This is a genomic window from Bordetella genomosp. 10 (genome assembly GCF_002261225.1).
Lineage (GTDB): Bacteria > Pseudomonadota > Gammaproteobacteria > Burkholderiales > Burkholderiaceae_B > Bordetella_C.
The window spans coordinates 114,280-129,881 of the sequence record NZ_NEVM01000002.1; the positions used below are offsets into that span (position 1 = coordinate 114,280).

A 15,602-nucleotide genomic window follows, 5' to 3' on the forward strand; every position below is an offset into this window, starting at 1 on the left:
CCCGCCCGCCGCGCCGCTTCAGATCAGGATCAGGTCGTACTGTTCCTGGTTATAGGCGGCCTCGACTTCCAGGGACACCTTCTTGCCCACGAAATCGCCCAGCATGGCGAGGTGCGGGCTTTCTTCTTCCAGGAACAGATCCACTACCTCCTGCGAGGCCAGGATGCGGAATTCCTTGGGATTGAACTGGCGCGCCTCGCGCAGGATCTCGCGCAGGATTTCATAGCAGACCGTGCGCGCGGTGCGCACGTGGCCGCGCGACTGGCAGGTGGGGCAGGGCTCGCACAATTGGTGCGCCAGCGAATCGCGCGTCCGCTTGCGCGTCATCTCCACCAGGCCCAGTTGCGTGAAGCCGTTGACCGTCATGCGCGTGCGGTCGCGCGCCAGGGCCTTGCGCAGCTCGGCCAGCACGGTCTCGCGGTGCTCCGGGTCTTCCATGTCGATGAAGTCCAGGATCACGATGCCGCCCAGGTTGCGCAGCCGCAACTGGCGGGCGATGGCCTGTGCCGCCTCCAGGTTGGTCTTGAAGATGGTGTCGTCGAAATTGCGGCCGCCGACGAAACCGCCGGTGTTCACGTCGACCGTCGTCAACGCTTCGGTCTGGTCGATGATCAGGTAGCCGCCGGACTTCAGGTCGACGCGGCGCGACAGCGCCCGCGCGATTTCCTCGTCGACGTTGGCCATGTCGAACAGCGGCCGCTCGCCGCTGTAGTGGGTGATCCGTTCCACCACGGAAGGCGTGTACAGCTTGGCCCATTCGATCAGGCTGACCGTGGTGGTGCGCGAATCGACGCGGATGGTGCCGGTGCGCGGGCCGACCATGTCGCGCAACACCCGCTGGGCCAGCGTCAGGTCCTGGTGCAGCACGGTCGGGGCCGGCTGGGTGCGCGCCTGGGCCTGCACGCTGGACCACAGCTTGCGCAGGTATTCGAGATCGGCCTGCAGTTCCTCGTCGGTGGCCCCCTCGGCCTGGGTGCGGACGATGAAGCCGCCTTTCTCGTCGGCGGGCACCAGCGCATGCAGGCGTTCGCGCAGTTGTACCCGTTCCGTTTCCGACTCGATCTTCTGCGAGATCCCGATATGGGGATCGTGCGGCAGGTAGACCAGCATGCGGCCGGCGATGCTGATCTGGGTCGACAGGCGCGCGCCCTTCGTGCCGAGGGGATCCTTGATCACCTGCACCATCAGCGTCTGCCCCTCGAACAGCAGCTTTTCGATAGGGGTGGGCGTCAGGCCCTGGCTGCGCTCGCTGCGGTTTTCGCGCAGGTCGGCGATATGGATGAAGGCGGCGCGCTCCAGCCCGATGTCGACGAAGGCGCTTTGCATGCCGGGCAGGACGCGGACGACCCGGCCGAGATAGACGTTGCCAACCTGGCCCCGCTGGATGCTGCGCTCCACGTGCAGTTCCTGGACCGCCCCTTGCTCGATGATGGCGACGCGGGTTTCGAAGGGGGTGACGTTGATCAGTATGTCTTCCTGAGGCAGCACGGTGCTAGAGGGCATGATCGAAGCTTCTTCTATATGTATATATGTATGTGGTGTTCCGTGGCGGCCTCGGCCTCGCGTCCGGCGGGCCGCCGATGAGTGAAGTCTATCCACAAAGTGGCCCGTCACTGCCGTTGCGTAGCGGGATTTTTAATCTTTTCTCCCGTCGACTTGCACGTGCTTAAAAAACCGTGCTATAGTCTCTTTCTTCGCTGCTCAAACGCAAACGCGACAACGAAGCCGGCAACGGCTCCGAAGCGCCAGCAGGGTAGCGAAGGTGAAGTGAGGTGAGGTCGTTGATGGTTGAGCGCGCAGCGCCGCCCGACACGGTTTCAGCGAGATCCGGCAACGGGTCGAGCAAGGCTGCATTCAGATGCAAGGCGGTGACTTCGACGAAGCACGCAGCGTTTGAAGGAAGTAAAAAAGTTCAGAAATGAATTTGACAACTTCGAAAAACTGCTTCATAATCTCGTTTCTCTGCTGCTGACACAGCGACGCGACGAAAGCCGCCCAGCAAGTCAGGTAAACAGCAGGCAGTACGTAGTACCGAATTCAGCAGTACCGCTCTTTAACAACGAAACAACCGATAAGTGTGGGCGCTTGATGCGGATCGCGCGACCGTCGAGCAATCGATGGCGCCAACGAAATCAAGTGCTCACAAAGAAGTAAGAAATGCGAGACAAAGCAATTTGTCTTGGTTCTCACTTCCTTTGAGCAAATGCGAAATGCGTCCTTGGTCTGGCTTGCTGGATTAGAGGGCGCGCAAACAGAGATTGAACTGAAGAGTTTGATCCTGGCTCAGATTGAACGCTAGCGGGATGCCTTACACATGCAAGTCGAACGGCAGCACGGACTTCGGTCTGGTGGCGAGTGGCGAACGGGTGAGTAATGTATCGGAACGTGCCCAGTAGCGGGGGATAACTACGCGAAAGCGTAGCTAATACCGCATACGCCCTACGGGGGAAAGCGGGGGATCGTAAGACCTCGCACTATTGGAGCGGCCGATATCGGATTAGCTAGTTGGTGGGGTAAAGGCTCACCAAGGCGACGATCCGTAGCTGGTTTGAGAGGACGACCAGCCACACTGGGACTGAGACACGGCCCAGACTCCTACGGGAGGCAGCAGTGGGGAATTTTGGACAATGGGGGCAACCCTGATCCAGCCATCCCGCGTGTGCGATGAAGGCCTTCGGGTTGTAAAGCACTTTTGGCAGGAAAGAAACGGCGCTGGTTAATACCTGGCGCAACTGACGGTACCTGCAGAATAAGCACCGGCTAACTACGTGCCAGCAGCCGCGGTAATACGTAGGGTGCAAGCGTTAATCGGAATTACTGGGCGTAAAGCGTGCGCAGGCGGTTCGGAAAGAAAGATGTGAAATCCCAGAGCTTAACTTTGGAACTGCATTTTTAACTACCGGGCTAGAGTGTGTCAGAGGGGGGTGGAATTCCACGTGTAGCAGTGAAATGCGTAGATATGTGGAGGAACACCGATGGCGAAGGCAGCCCCCTGGGATAACACTGACGCTCATGCACGAAAGCGTGGGGAGCAAACAGGATTAGATACCCTGGTAGTCCACGCCCTAAACGATGTCAACTAGCTGTTGGGGTTTTCGGACCTTGGTAGCGCAGCTAACGCGTGAAGTTGACCGCCTGGGGAGTACGGTCGCAAGATTAAAACTCAAAGGAATTGACGGGGACCCGCACAAGCGGTGGATGATGTGGATTAATTCGATGCAACGCGAAAAACCTTACCTACCCTTGACATGTCTGGAATGCCGAAGAGATTTGGCAGTGCTCGCAAGAGAACCGGAACACAGGTGCTGCATGGCTGTCGTCAGCTCGTGTCGTGAGATGTTGGGTTAAGTCCCGCAACGAGCGCAACCCTTGTCATTAGTTGCTACGAAAGGGCACTCTAATGAGACTGCCGGTGACAAACCGGAGGAAGGTGGGGATGACGTCAAGTCCTCATGGCCCTTATGGGTAGGGCTTCACACGTCATACAATGGTCGGGACAGAGGGTCGCCAACCCGCGAGGGGGAGCCAATCCCAGAAACCCGATCGTAGTCCGGATCGCAGTCTGCAACTCGACTGCGTGAAGTCGGAATCGCTAGTAATCGCGGATCAGCATGTCGCGGTGAATACGTTCCCGGGTCTTGTACACACCGCCCGTCACACCATGGGAGTGGGTTTTACCAGAAGTAGTTAGCCTAACCGCAAGGAGGGCGATTACCACGGTAGGATTCATGACTGGGGTGAAGTCGTAACAAGGTAGCCGTATCGGAAGGTGCGGCTGGATCACCTCCTTTCAGAGCGAAGCGTGATTGGTGTCAAGCGTTCACACTTATCGGTTGTTGATATGGCTGGATCGGTGGCAGGGCAGAGAGGTTTATTTGTCTGTCATCCACAGCGGATCCGATGATTAATTGGGTCTGTAGCTCAGTCGGTTAGAGCACCGTCTTGATAAGGCGGGGGTCGTTGGTTCGAATCCAACCAGACCCACCAGGTTTTACGCGGCGCGGTGTATGCGACGGGTAAATGGGGGTGTAGCTCAGCTGGGAGAGCGCCTGCTTTGCAAGCAGGATGTCATCGGTTCGATCCCGTTCACCTCCACCACGAATTGCTTGGGTAACCGGGCAAGTGGGTGAGTAGGCTGATCGTCGGGTCCGTGGAAAGCGAAGAGAGTCCAACGTTTAGGGCTGCATCGAGTGTGATGCAGGGTTAAACGTTGGGTTTTTAATCCAATAAAGCTGTATATCGTTCTTTAACAATCTGGAAGAAGCAAAACGACAATGTGTTCGTCGAGTAGTTCGAGTGATCGGACGAAAGGTGAATACGGGTTGTGATTGCATTAATAGTTCTAAAGCAATTTGGAACGGCACAAATGCGATGTCATGTCAGACATTGAATTGAAGGTGGTTGTTTGGTTGTATAGCCATTAGCGTTATAGGATCAAGCGACTAAGTGCATATGGTGGATGCCTTGGCGATCACAGGCGATGAAGGACGTTGTAGCCTGCGAAAAGCTGCGGGGAGCTGGCAAACAAGCTTTGATCCGCAGATGTCCGAATGGGGAAACCCACCGTCGCGAGACGGTATCCATGACTGAATACATAGGTCATGGAGGCGAACCGGGTGAACTGAAACATCTCAGTAGCTCGAGGAAAAGAAATCAACCGAGATTCCGAAAGTAGTGGCGAGCGAAATCGGAAGAGCCTTCACGTTTTAGCACGCAGGATAGTCGAACGGTATGGAAAGGCCGGCCGTAGCAGGTGATAGCCCTGTAGACGAAATTCTGGGTGTGGAACTAAGCGTGAGAAAAGTAGGGCGGGACACGTGAAATCCTGTTTGAAGATGGGGGGACCATCCTCCAAGGCTAAATACTCGTGATCGACCGATAGTGAACCAGTACCGTGAGGGAAAGGCGAAAAGAACCCCGGAAGGGGAGTGAAATAGATCCTGAAACCGTATGCATACAAACAGTAGGAGCCTCCTTGTGGGGTGACTGCGTACCTTTTGTATAATGGGTCAGCGACTTACATTCAGTGGCGAGCTTAACCGAATAGGGAAGGCGTAGCGAAAGCGAGTCCGAATAGGGCGATTCAGTCGCTGGGTGTAGACCCGAAACCAGATGATCTATCCATGGCCAGGTTGAAGGCACGGTAACACGTGCTGGAGGACCGAACCCACTAGTGTTGAAAAACTAGGGGATGAGCTGTGGATAGGGGTGAAAGGCTAAACAAATCTGGAAATAGCTGGTTCTCTCCGAAAACTATTTAGGTAGTGCCTCAAGTATGACTGCGGGGGGTAGAGCACTGTTATGGCTAGGGGGTCATGGCGACTTACCAAACCATGGCAAACTCCGAATACCCGCAAGTCCAGCTTGGGAGACAGAGCACCGGGTGCTAACGTCCGGACTCAAGAGGGAAACAACCCAGACCGCCAGCTAAGGTCCCCAATTATCGCTAAGTGGGAAACGAAGTGGGAAGGCATAGACAGTCAGGAGGTTGGCTTAGAAGCAGCCATCCTTTAAAGAAAGCGTAATAGCTCACTGATCGAGTCGTCCTGCGCGGAAGATGTAACGGGGCTAAGCGATAAACCGAAGCTGCGGGTGTGCACTTAGGTGCACGCGGTAGGAGAGCGTTCTGTAAGCCTGTGAAGGTGGCTTGTAAAGGCTGCTGGAGGTATCAGAAGTGCGAATGCTGACATGAGTAGCGATAAAGGGGGTGAAAAGCCCCCTCGCCGTAAGTCCAAGGTTTCCTGCGCAACGTTCATCGGCGCAGGGTGAGTCGGCCCCTAAGGCGAGGCAGAGATGCGTAGCTGATGGGAAGCTGGTTAATATTCCAGCACCGTCGTACAGTGCGATGGGGGGACGGATCGCGGAAGATCATCAGGGTGTTGGATGTCCCTGTTGCTGCATTAGAGAGGGCGCTTAGGCAAATCCGGGCGCATGACTCAAGGGTGTGGCGCGAGCGAACATGTTTCGCGAAGTGATTGGAAGTGGTTCCAAGAAAAGCCTCTAAGCTTCAGCTGTACGAGACCGTACCGCAAACCGACACAGGTGGACGGGATGAATATTCCAAGGCGCTTGAGAGAACTCGGGAGAAGGAACTCGGCAAATTGATACCGTAACTTCGGGAGAAGGTATGCCCCGGTAGTGTGAGGCGCCTGCGCGCTGAGCATGATGGGGTCGCAGAGAATCGGTGGCTGCGACTGTTTATTAAAAACACAGCACTCTGCAAAGACGAAAGTCGACGTATAGGGTGTGACGCCTGCCCGGTGCCGGAAGGTTAAGTGATGGGGTGCAAGCTCTTGATCGAAGCCCCGGTAAACGGCGGCCGTAACTATAACGGTCCTAAGGTAGCGAAATTCCTTGTCGGGTAAGTTCCGACCTGCACGAATGGCGTAACGATGGCCACACTGTCTCCTCCCGAGACTCAGCGAAGTTGAAGTGTTTGTGATGATGCAATCTACCCGCGGCTAGACGGAAAGACCCCATGAACCTTTACTGTAGCTTTGCATTGGACTGTGAACCGGCCTGTGTAGGATAGGTGGGAGGCGCTGAAACCGAGTCGCTAGATTCGGTGGAGCCGACCTTGAAATACCACCCTGGTCTGTTTGCGGTTCTAACCTTGGCCCGTGATCCGGGTTGGGGACAGTGCATGGTGGGCAGTTTGACTGGGGCGGTCTCCTCCCAAAGCGTAACGGAGGAGTTCGAAGGTACGCTAGGTACGGTCGGAAATCGTGCTGATAGTGCAATGGCATAAGCGTGCTTGACTGTGAGACTGACAAGTCGAACAGGTGCGAAAGCAGGACATAGTGATCCGGTGGTTCTGAATGGAAGGGCCATCGCTCAACGGATAAAAGGTACTCTGGGGATAACAGGCTGATACCGCCCAAGAGTTCATATCGACGGCGGTGTTTGGCACCTCGATGTCGGCTCATCTCATCCTGGGGCTGTAGCCGGTCCCAAGGGTATGGCTGTTCGCCATTTAAAGAGGTACGTGAGCTGGGTTTAAAACGTCGTGAGACAGTTTGGTCCCTATCTGCCGTGGGCGTTGGATACTTGACGGAGCCTGCTCCTAGTACGAGAGGACCGGAGTGGACGTACCTCTGGTGTACCGGTTGTCATGCCAATGGCATTGCCGGGTAGCTATGTACGGAAGAGATAACCGCTGAAGGCATCTAAGCGGGAAACTCGTCTGAAGATTAGGTATCCCGGGGCCTCGAGCCCCCTGAAGGGTCGTTCAAGACCAGGACGTTGATAGGTCGGGTGTGGAAGCGCAGTAATGCGTTAAGCTAACCGATACTAATTGCCCGTGAGGCTTGATCCTATAACCCTGATGGTTGGTCCGTGTGGCGCGAGTGAGTGGACCTCGTGCCGGCGGACACCAACAACCCCAACGATTCGACACGATGAAATCATCGTGACGTGGCATCGCGTGTGCAAAGCGATTGCAACCCATCGCCTGAATCTACGAACATACTGTTGTAAGCTTCTTCCCAGATTGGCGCGGCGTGGCTGGTTTACGAACCGGTTCACGACGTGCAACCCCTTACGCCTGACGACCATAGCGAGGTGGTCCCACTCCTTCCCATCCCGAACAGGACAGTGAAACGCCTTTGCGCCGATGATAGTGGACGGACGTCTGTGAAAGTAGGTCATCGTCAGGCTCTTATTGTGCAAACCCCCGCTGGTGATCCAGCGGGGGTTTGTTTTTATGCGCTCGGTTTATGCGCACGGAAAATAGCTGTGCTCGGTTGACGCGCACACGAACAAACAAGCCCTCATGCAAAGGCCCGCCTGGTCATCCAGGCGGGCCTTTTGTCTTCTCGGGCCATCAACAAGCCCCCAGCGTAATGAAACCTTCGATGTTTCCGCCGGCCGCGCCGACATCTTCCTGTCAGTTGGACTACCATAACGGCCGAGCCGCCTCTATAGCGCTATGGATAAGAGGGCTAGTAACTCAAGACGTGGATTTTCCCCCGCACCCTTGGCGGAAAATGCACCACCGACATCACGGATTATTAAATGATAGACGCAGACAACATCGAAGTCCCGGGCAAGCCGCACAAGTGGTACCAGATTCTCTATGTGCAAGTAATCATCGCCATCGTCATCGGCATCCTGCTGGGCCATTACAAACCTGAATTGGGCGAGGCCATGCGGCCGCTGGGCGACGGCTTCATCAAGCTGGTGAAGCTCATCATCGCGCCGGTGATCTTCCTGACGGTGGTGACCGGCATCGCCGGCATGAGCGACCTCAAGCGCGTGGGCCGCGTCGCCGGCAAGGCCTTCATCTATTTCCTGACCTTCTCCACCATCGCGCTGATCGTCGGCATCCTGGTCAGCCACGTGGCGCAGCCGGGCGTGGGCATGCACATCGACCCCGCCACGCTGGACGGCAAGAAGGTGGCCGGCTACGTGACCAAGGCGCACGATTCGACCGTCACCGGCTTCCTGATGAACATCATCCCCAGTTCGCTGGCCGGCCCCTTCGTGACCGGCGACATCCTGCAGGTGCTGTTCGTCTCCGTGCTGTTCGGCGTGGCGCTGGCCCTGGTGGGCGAGCGCGGCCGTCCCATCTACAACCTGCTGACGTCCCTGAGCATCCCCGTCTTCAAGATGGTCGCCATCCTGATGCGCGCGGCGCCCATCGGCGCGTTCGGGGCCATGGCCTTCACCATCGGCGCCTATGGCATCAAGTCGGTGATCAACCTGGCGGCCCTCGTCGGCACCTTCTACGCCACCTCCATCCTGTTCGTGCTGGTCGTGCTGGGCGGGGTCGCGCGCTACAACGGCTTCTCCATCGTCAAGCTGGTGCGCTATATCCGCGAAGAGCTGCTGCTGGTGCTGGGCACCAGCTCGTCGGAAGCCGCCCTGCCTTCCCTGATGCAGAAGTTGGAGCGCGCCGGCTCGCCCAAGTCGGTGGTCGGCCTGGTCGTGCCCACGGGTTATTCCTTCAACCTCGACGGCACCAACATCTACATGACGATGGCCGCGATGTTCATCGCGCAGGCCTGCGATATCCACCTGACCTGGTCGCAGCAGATCCTGCTGCTGCTGGTGGCGATGGTGAGTTCCAAGGGCGCGGCGGGCGTGACGGGCTCCGGCTTCATCACGCTGGCCGCCACGCTGACCGTGATTCCCGATCTGCCGGTCGCCGGCATGGCGCTGATTCTCGGCGTGGACCGCTTCATGTCGGAATGCCGCGCGCTGACCAACCTGGTCGGCAACGCCTGCGCCACCGTGGTCGTGGCGCGTTGGGAAGGCGAGTTGGACGAGCCCGCGCTGCACGCCGCCCTCAATGGCGATCCCGTGCCCGCGACCGTCACGGCCTCCGCCACCAGCTCGCATTGACGTCTTGTTCCTGGCCGGGCGGACATTGGCGCCGCCCGGCCAGGGGCAAAGCGGGCCGTGCTTGTGGAACGCCCCCGGAAAACCGGACTTGAATCCGGCTTTCCGGGGGCGATTCTTTTGGAGACGCGGTCCTTTCCGCGTTTGAGGGACGCGCCCGGCCAAGGCGGGACGCAGGTTTGCGCATGAGCCGCAGGCAGGGGCAGGGCAAGCGGGCAGCGGCGCGGGATGCAGGCAGGGACGCTGGCGGGGACGCTGGCATACAGGCCTCGCCGCACGGCGAATGTTAAGAAGTGGGAACGAATATGGATTTCAGGTAACCGATCGCCGTCACTCTTTCATTGCGCGGAGATCCGGTATGCCTGTGCCTTCCTTGTCCGGCAGCGGCGTCGTCTGGGGCATCGCCTCCGACGGCGCGTCGCCGCCTCCCATCCTGTGCACCGATCCGGTGTTGGCCCCGTGGCTGCCCGGTTCGCTGCCCACGGTCCAGTACGAGCGCATGCACGCGGCATTGAAACGCGTCTCGGATGATCCCAACGGGCGCACGCTGCTGCGGGCCTACGCGACCTGGGCGCAGGCGCAGGGAAGGACGCCGGATATCGTCTGGCGCGAAGGCGGCGGCCACGCCGGCATGCCGGGCGTCCCGATGGGCGCGGCCGGCGGAATGGGCTGGCTCGTGGACCTGGACTACCTGGCGAGCGCCGCGCTGCCGGATGCGCTCAAGACACTGGCCGGCTTGTACAAGGACGCGACGCGCTTGTCGTCCGGCGAGCCCTATCACGCGTCGCTGGCCCTGGATCATCCCCTGCGCGCCATCGATCCCCAGCTCGAACAGGCCTGGCGCCACTGGCTGGCGAGCGCCCCGCCCGGGGACCGGCGCGAGGCCCGCGAACGCGCCATCGCGCAGATGCGCGGCAGCCTGGTCGAAATGCGTTGCTATGGCGGACTGGACCTTGGGCTGTTCAGGGACCTGCTGACCACGCTGGACAAGGCCCGGCCCGAAGCGCTGCCCATCCGCATGTCGCTGGACCTCAGCTATCTCGGGCTGGACAGCATTCCGCCCATTCCGCCGGGCATCCGCTGCCTGAACCTGTCCGGAAATGCCCTCGGCGATTGGCGCAACATGCCGCGCTCGCTACGGACGCTGGAACTGCGCAACCCGCGCGGGATGCGGTTCGAGGCCGCCATGTTGCCGGCGGACCTGGCCGAGCTGGACCTGTCCTACTGCGATCTGGGACGCGCGCCGGCCGTTTTCCTGGACAAGCTGTGCGCGTTGGACCGTCTCGTCACGCTGTCGCTCAGGGAGACGAACCTGGATACGCTGCCGCGGCTCGGCGGCGGGGTTCGTTCGCTGGATATCTCCGGCAATCGCTTTCGCGGGATTCCGGCGAATCTGCCGGCGGGGCTGGTGTTCCTGTACGCCGCGGGCAACCCGCTGGAATCGCTGCCCGCGAGCATGGACGAACTTCCCGCCGGCTTGCGCGGCCTGTTCCTGCGGTCGGCGGCGACCGCGCATCTGGAGGTGCCGGAGGCCTTGCGGCGGAACCGTTATTTGGCCATCGACCTGGGGGCCGTGCCGACGCCGGCTTCGACGCGCACCGAGATCCTGCTGCGCGATCTGCTGCGGTCTTTATTGTTGTCCTCGCCCCCGGAATGCCCCGCGCTATCGGGAGGCGGCCGAGCGGTGGGACGCGATATGCCGCGAACTGTTCGCGGCGCCCGGCGCCGGTGCATGGGACGACACCCCAGGGGGCGACAACCCTGCCTTGGCCGGGGACGCCATCCCCGCCCGCGAAGCGACGGCCTTCCATTCCTTCCTGCAGCGCCTGACGCAGGTTCCCGCCTACCGGAAACACGAACATTTCCGCAACGGCATACGCGACTGGCTGGTCGATCTCGCGTTTCGCCCGGCGCTGCGGGAGACCACGCTGGGCGCCTGTCGCGAGGCGAATGAAACCTGCTCCGACCGGGTGGTGCTGGCCTACAATCGCCTGGCGATCCATCGCCTGAACAGCGACATCGACGAAGGCCTGCTGGACGGGAATATCCCCCGGGTGCTCGACATCGCGAGACAGGTCTACACCCTCGGGGTGCTGAGCGACGTCGCCGCGCAACTGGTGCATGAGATCAGGCGCCATTCCGTCGAGGCCGTGGTCCGGCAAGCCGGGCAGGCAGGGCAGGCTGGACAAGGGGGACGCTCGCGCGCTTCCAGCCGCGTCGGCGACGACGCGATAGACGGCTTCGATTACCTGCCGGACGGCGAACTGCTGAGCGTCGACCTCATGGCGGCGCCCGACGCGCTGGGCCAGCTCGACGAGCTCGAGCATCGGATCGATATCCGCACCGACCGCGATTTCGTGCTGGACGAACTGGAGATCCATCTGGCGGTCCTGTGCCTGGTGTGCGGCCCGGATGCGCTGGACTTGTGGGCGCTCGCGCCGGAACGCATGACGTTGGACTCCAGCCAGGTAGACGGGCCGCGCGTCAGGTCGATGGCGATGGCCGAGGTGCAGCGGCGCGGCGAGCAGGAATTCCCGGCCTTCCTGGTGCTCGACTATCCGCCATGGACCGGCCTGCTCAAGCGCCAGGCGGCCGAGGCATACGCCCGCGCCGACGCGCGGCGCTACGAGGCGCTGGAGACGGCCTACGAGGCGGAGCTCGACGCCGCGATGCGGGCCCTGGCGCTGGCCGGCGCCGACGGCGCGGTCCGCGACGATGCGCGCAAGGACGCCGGCCCGGCGGTGGCGCGGCGCATGCAGTTGGCGCTGTTGCTGCCGGTGACCATGGACCTGCTGGAAAGCGCGTCGGCGAACGGCGCGCCCATCAGGTTGCCCTTCGATGCCGGCGCGCGGAACGGCGCATCACCGCTGGCGCCTACGCTCGCATCCGCATCCGCGACAGGCTGGCGCCGCGTGTAGCGCCGCGTCCCGGAGATTCGCCGGACTTCAGTGCTCCGGGACGTCGAGGACTTGGGAGCGTCCGGGACCTTCGCAGGCCTCCGAAACACGACCCCGCCGGAAAATCAGGGCAGCGCGATGCCGGCACGGCCCAGCAGTTCGGCCGTCTCGAATACCGGCAGTCCCATCACCCCGGTGTAGCTGCCGGCGATATGCGCGACGAAAACCCCCGCCAATCCCTGGATGCCATAGGCGCCGGCCTTGCCGAAGGGTTCGCCGCTGTCGCAATAGCGTTCGATGTCCTGTTGGCTGAGCGCACGCAGGCGGACTTCGGTGACCGATACCGCTTCGTGCAGCGCGCCGGCGGCGGCCACCACCACGGCGGTGTGCACCTGATGCGCGCGGCCGGACAGGCGCCGCAGGATGTCGATGGCGTCGGCGCGGTCGGCGGGCTTGCCCAGCACGTCGCCGTCCAGGATGACCGTGGTGTCCGCCGCCAGCAGCGGCAGGGCGGGCAGGGCCTGGTCGCGCAGGTAGCGCACGCCCCGTTCGGCTTTTTCGCGGGCGGTGCGGCGCACGTAGATTTCCGCCGCCTCGCCGGCATGGCGCGGCTCGTCTTCTCCCGGCGGCGCGGGCACCGCCAGGACGCGATGGGCCACGCCGATCTGGGTCAGCAGTTCGCGGCGGCGCGGGCTCGCCGAGGCCAGGTAGATACGGGGCGCGTCTCGCGCGGATTCGGCATGGGGCTTCGTCACGGTCGGTCCGGATGGCATGAAGAACTAGGCGCGCTGCGACGGATCAGGCGCGATGAAGGCGCGCGCCGCCGCGATCAGGCGCGGTGGTAAGGATGATTGCTGAGGATGGCCCAGGCCCGGTACAACTGCTCGGCCAGCACCACCCGCACCATGGGATGGGGCAGGGTCAGGGACGACAGCCGGATCTGCGAGGCGCAGGAGGTCTTCAGGGCCGCGTCCAGGCCGTCCGGGCCGCCGACCAGGAAGGCCACGTCGCGGCCCCCGGCGCGCCACTGCTCCAGGGTGCGCGACAGCGCCATGGTGGTCAGGTCGCGGCCATGCTCGTCCAGGGCGATGCGCAGGGCCTGCGGCGGCAGGGCCGCCTCGATGCGGCGCGCTTCGGCCGCCATCATCTGGGCCGGCGTCTTGCCGCTGGTGCGGGGCTCCGGCTTGATCTCGCGCAATTCCAGCGCGCAATCGGGCGGCAGGCGCCGCGCATAGTCGTCCCAGGCCGTTTCGACCCAGGCCGGCATGCGGTTGCCGACGGCGGCGACGATCAGTTTCACGGCGTATCGGCGTCAGTGGGGGAAAGGAGACGGCGGGGACGGTTCAGAATTCGTCGCCGTCGTCGTAGGTGGCGCCGCTCACCGTGCCCATCATGTTGCCGGAGAGCGCCGGCGACGTCGATTGCGGCAGCAGCTTGACGCGCACCGGCTTGCCGCCCCAGATTTCCTCCAGGTTGTAGTACTGGCGGATGGCGGGCTGCATGATGTGCACGACGATGTCGCCCAGGTCCACGACCACCCATTCGCCCGTGTCCTCGCCCTCGATGGTCGGCTTCAGCTTGAGGAACTCGCGGGCGCGTTCGCTGACGCTGGCCGCCAGGGCGCGCGTCTGCCGGTTCGAGGTCGCGCTGGCAATGATGACGCGGTCGAACAGGCTGGTCAGGTGGGTGGTGTTGAAGACCTTGATGTCTTGCGCCTTGACGTCCTCGAGGGCGTCGATGACGGCGCGTTGCAGTTTTTGTATGTCCATAGTCGCAAATATAACCTCCGGCGCGCGGCGCGCCGGTATTGTGCTGCCGGAAGTTCGGGCGCCGGCGGGCTCAGTCGTGATAGAGATGGTGGGTGCGGATGTACTCGGCGACCGCGGGCGGCAGCAGATCGTCGACCGGCAGGTCCTGCGCCAGTCTGCGCCGGATTTCCGACGCCGACACGGGCATGTCGGAAAAAGGCAACGGTTGCAGGCGGCGGCCCAGGCGTTCGAGCTCGGCGGCCAGGGCCGGCGGCGGCGTCAGCGAGCTGCCCGGCCGGGTGGCGACCGCCAGGTCCGCCAGGGCGACGATGTCCTCCCAGGCGTGCCAGGTGCAGAAATTGGCCAGTTGATCGGCGCCCAGCAGCCACACGTAGGCGGCGCCCGGGGGCAGGGCGCGCAGGGTGTCCACCGTATAGGTGGGGCCGTCGCGCTCGACCTCCATGGTGTTCAGGGCCAGGCCCGGCATACCGCCGATCGCCAGGCGGATCATCTCGCAGCGCTGCGCCGGGCTGGCCCGCAGGGGCGCGCGCTGCCAGGGCTGGCCCGCGGGCAGCAACTGCACCTGGTCCAGGCGCAGGCCGTCGAGCGCGCTGCGCGCCAGCGCCAGGTGCGCCAGGTGCACCGGATCGAAGCTGCCGCCGAGCAGGCCGATCTTCTTCAAAACCACTCCCGCGGCTTCAGGTAGCCGGCCAATACCGCTTCCGGCGTGCCGGCTTCCGGCTGCCAGTCGTAGCGCCACTGGGCCAGCGGCGGCATGGACAGCAGGATGGATTCGGTGCGGCCGCCGGACTGCAGGCCGAACAGCGTGCCGCGGTCGTAGACCAGGTTGAATTCCACGTAGCGGCCGCGCCGGTAGGCCTGGAAGTCGCGCTCGCGTTCGCCGTAGGCCTGGTCGCGGCGCAGGGCCACGATGGGCATGTAGGCGGGCAGGAAGGCGTCGCCGACGCCGCGCACCAGGGCGAAGGCCGCGTCGAAGCCGCCCTCATCCAGGTCGTCGAAGAAGATGCCGCCGACGCCGCGCGTTTCGCCGCGGTGCTTGAGGAAGAAATACTCGTCGCACCACTTCTTGTAGCGGGGGTAGTAGTCCGCGCCGTGAGGCGCCAGCGCGTCGCGGCAGGTCCGGTGGAAATGCCGCGCGTCTTCCTCGTAGGGGTAATAGGGCGTCAGGTCCATGCCGCCGCCGAACCAGAACACGTCGGACTCGCCGCTGTGGCGGGCCGGCGCCACGAACAGGCGCACGTTCATGTGGACGGTCGGCACGTAGGGGTTGCGCGGGTGCAGCACCAGCGACACCCCCATGGCCTGCCACGGGCGTCCCGCCAGCTCGGGCCGGCGGGCGCTGGCCGAGGGCGGCAGGGCGGCGCCGTGCACGTGGCTGAACAGGACGCCCGCCCGTTCCAGCAACTGGCCGCCTTCCAGCAGGCGCGAACGCCCGCCGCCGCCTTCCGGGCGCTGCCAGGGATCGCTGCGGAAGGCGGCGCCGTCGGCCTGCTCCAGCGCCGCGACGATGCGGTCCTGCAGGCTGGTGAAATAGTCGCGCGCCGCGCCGATCGGCAGCGCCTCCGGCAAGCGGGAGGCGGGGGCGGGGTTCATGGCG

8 protein-coding genes, 2 tRNA genes and 3 rRNA genes are annotated in these 15,602 nt (G+C 62.4%); 7 read left to right on the top strand and 6 right to left on the bottom strand.

Annotated elements, in window-relative coordinates; genetic code table 11:
- Positions 1 to 18: 18 nt before the first annotated feature.
- On the bottom strand, positions 19 to 1,503 hold the full coding sequence (gene rng, locus CAL29_RS09975) for a ribonuclease G (protein WP_094852906.1): 1,485 nt from the start codon (positions 1,501 to 1,503) through the stop codon (positions 19 to 21).
- 757 nt (positions 1,504 to 2,260) lie between these two features.
- Between rng and CAL29_RS09980 the strand changes: the two genes are divergently transcribed.
- The 7 genes from CAL29_RS09980 to CAL29_RS31985 all read left to right on the top strand — a co-directional run bounded on the left by CAL29_RS09980 (position 2,261) and on the right by CAL29_RS31985 (position 12,257).
- A 16S ribosomal RNA gene (locus CAL29_RS09980) occupies positions 2,261 to 3,791 on the top strand.
- Between the two features lie 119 nt (positions 3,792 to 3,910).
- Positions 3,911 to 3,987, top strand: a tRNA-Ile gene (locus CAL29_RS09985).
- Between the two features lie 35 nt (positions 3,988 to 4,022).
- Positions 4,023 to 4,098, top strand: a tRNA-Ala gene (locus tag CAL29_RS09990).
- Between the two features lie 334 nt (positions 4,099 to 4,432).
- A 23S ribosomal RNA gene (locus tag CAL29_RS09995) occupies positions 4,433 to 7,315 on the top strand.
- A 227-nt stretch (positions 7,316 to 7,542) separates the two neighbouring features.
- Positions 7,543 to 7,655, top strand: a 5S ribosomal RNA gene (gene rrf, locus CAL29_RS10000).
- The 16S, 23S and 5S rRNA genes sit together here with 2 tRNA genes alongside, the layout of an rRNA operon.
- A 358-nt stretch (positions 7,656 to 8,013) precedes the next feature.
- Positions 8,014 to 9,342, top strand: coding sequence for a dicarboxylate/amino acid:cation symporter (locus CAL29_RS10005; protein WP_094852907.1), 1,329 nt, complete (start codon positions 8,014 to 8,016; stop codon positions 9,340 to 9,342).
- A 1,097-nt stretch (positions 9,343 to 10,439) separates the two neighbouring features.
- Entirely contained in the window at positions 10,440 to 12,257 is a 1,818-nt protein-coding gene (locus CAL29_RS31985; protein WP_094852908.1) for an NEL-type E3 ubiquitin ligase domain-containing protein, read from the top strand.
- 104 nt (positions 12,258 to 12,361) lie between these two features.
- Here CAL29_RS31985 and CAL29_RS10015 read toward each other — a convergent pair whose 3' ends face one another.
- The 5 genes from CAL29_RS10015 to hemF form a co-directional block, all read right to left on the bottom strand.
- The gene (locus CAL29_RS10015) at positions 12,362 to 12,991 is read right to left on the bottom strand and encodes a Maf family protein (protein WP_256977330.1); all 630 of its coding nucleotides are present in this window, start codon (positions 12,989 to 12,991) and stop codon (positions 12,362 to 12,364) included.
- 74 nt (positions 12,992 to 13,065) lie between these two features.
- Positions 13,066 to 13,536, bottom strand: a complete 471-nt coding sequence (gene rlmH, locus CAL29_RS10020) for a 23S rRNA (pseudouridine(1915)-N(3))-methyltransferase RlmH (protein WP_094852910.1) — start codon at positions 13,534 to 13,536, stop codon at positions 13,066 to 13,068.
- Positions 13,537 to 13,579: 43 nt separating this feature from the next.
- Complete coding sequence (gene rsfS, locus CAL29_RS10025; RefSeq protein ID WP_094852911.1) at positions 13,580 to 14,005, bottom strand: ribosome silencing factor; 426 nt, start codon at positions 14,003 to 14,005, stop codon at positions 13,580 to 13,582.
- A gap of 70 nt (positions 14,006 to 14,075) precedes the next feature.
- Complete coding sequence (nadD, locus tag CAL29_RS10030) at positions 14,076 to 14,666, bottom strand: nicotinate (nicotinamide) nucleotide adenylyltransferase (protein WP_094852912.1); 591 nt, start codon at positions 14,664 to 14,666, stop codon at positions 14,076 to 14,078.
- The gene (hemF, locus tag CAL29_RS10035; protein WP_094852913.1) at positions 14,663 to 15,598 is read right to left on the bottom strand and encodes an oxygen-dependent coproporphyrinogen oxidase; all 936 of its coding nucleotides are present in this window, start codon (positions 15,596 to 15,598) and stop codon (positions 14,663 to 14,665) included. The genes nadD and hemF overlap by 4 nt, the downstream gene beginning before the upstream one ends.
- Between the last annotated feature and the right edge of the window lie 4 nt (positions 15,599 to 15,602).

Bases quoted from the DNA above. Each gene is read 5' to 3' on its own strand.
- rng (WP_094852906.1), bottom strand. From the start codon at position 1,503: ATGCCCTCTAGCACCGTGCTGCCTCAGGAAGACATACTGATCAACGTC.
- CAL29_RS10005 (WP_094852907.1), top strand. From the start codon at position 8,014: ATGATAGACGCAGACAACATCGAAGTCCCGGGCAAGCCGCACAAGTGG.
- CAL29_RS31985 (WP_094852908.1), top strand. From the start codon at position 10,440: ATGCCCTCGGCGATTGGCGCAACATGCCGCGCTCGCTACGGACGCTGG.
- rsfS (WP_094852911.1), bottom strand. From the start codon at position 14,005: ATGGACATACAAAAACTGCAACGCGCCGTCATCGACGCCCTCGAGGAC.
- hemF (WP_094852913.1), bottom strand. From the start codon at position 15,598: ATGAACCCCGCCCCCGCCTCCCGCTTGCCGGAGGCGCTGCCGATCGGC.